The sequence below is a fragment of the Stappia stellulata genome, from assembly GCF_020176715.1.
Classification (GTDB): domain Bacteria; phylum Pseudomonadota; class Alphaproteobacteria; order Rhizobiales; family Stappiaceae; genus Stappia.
The window spans coordinates 1-1,201 of record NZ_JAIVMF010000051.1 but is presented as its reverse complement, the minus strand read 5'-3'; the positions used below and the strand labels follow the sequence as shown (position 1 = coordinate 1,201).

Annotated in this window: 1 protein-coding gene; it reads left to right on the top strand. The window is 58.5% G+C overall.

Annotation, left to right across the window (positions count from 1 at the left end; genetic code table 11):
- Positions 1 to 45: 45 nt before the first annotated feature.
- A protein-coding gene (locus tag LC092_RS21060; protein WP_224809699.1) for an IS3 family transposase occupies positions 46 to 1,145 on the top strand; the annotation gives its coding sequence in 2 pieces (ribosomal slippage) (positions 46 to 298 and positions 298 to 1,145; 1,101 coding nt in all).
- Positions 1,146 to 1,201 lie beyond the last annotated feature (56 nt).

The window sequence follows — 1,201 nt, the reverse complement described above, 5'->3', positions numbered from 1 at the left end:
GGAATTTTCCAATTATGATCCCGTTGACGGGAGAAGGAGAGTTCCATGAAGAAGTCAAAGTTTTCGGAGGCGCAGATCGCCTTCATCCTGCGTCAGGCCGATGAGGGAGCACCCGTTGCTGAAGTCTGCCGCAAGGCCGGCATATCGGACGCGACGTTCTACAACTGGCGCAAGCGCTATGGCGGGCTGACACCGTCCGAGGTCAAGCGCATGCGCCAGCTCGAGGAGGAGAACAATCGGCTGAAGAAGCTGGTTGCCGATCTGTCGCTCGACAAGGCCATGTTGCAGGACGTCCTGTCAAAAAAGCTTTGAAGCCTGCTCGCCGCCGCCGGCTTGTCGATGAGGTTCGAGAAGACTGGAAGGTGTCGATCCGTCGCGCCTGCGCCTGTCTGAGGATCGATACTTCGCTTTATCACTACAAGTCGAAGCGAGGCGACCAGGCTGCCCTGAAGGTCAGGATCAAGGAGATTGCAGCGACGCGGGTGCGCTATGGCTACCGGCGTGTCCATGTTCTGCTACGCCGGGAGGGATGGTCTGTGAACGCCAAACGAATCTATCGTCTTTACAAGGAGATGGGGCTGCAGTTGCGCAACAAGACGCCAAAGCGTCGAGTGAAGGCGAAGCTGCGTGACGACAGGACGGAAGCCGTCCGCTCCAATGACGTATGGGCGATGGATTTCGTTCACGACCAGTTGGCAACCGGTCGCAAGATCCGGGTGCTGACCGTCGTCGACACCTTCTCCCGCTTCTCGCCGGTGGTTGATCCGCGGTTCAGCTACCGGGGAGAAGATGTCGTAGCGACGCTGGAACGGACATGTCGGTTGGTCGGCTATCCGAAGACGATCCGCGTCGACCAGGGCTCGGAGTTCATCTCCCGTGACCTTGATCTGTGGGCCTATGCGAACGACGTCACGCTCGACTTCTCCCGCCCAGGCAAGCCGACGGACAATGCCTACATCGAGTCGTTCAACGGCAAGTTCCGCGGCGAATGCCTGAACGCTCACTGGTTCCTGACGCTTGACGACGCACGTTCAAAAATGGAGGACTGGCGTAAGGACTACAACACTGTCCGCCCGCACAGCGCGATCGGCAACAAACCGCCGATATCGCTCATGAAAGGCTCATCGGCGACTTTCGCTGCATGAGATATCACCCCCGAAAGTTCCGGTTCGGGCTGATCCAAAGACGGGGAGCACTTCAA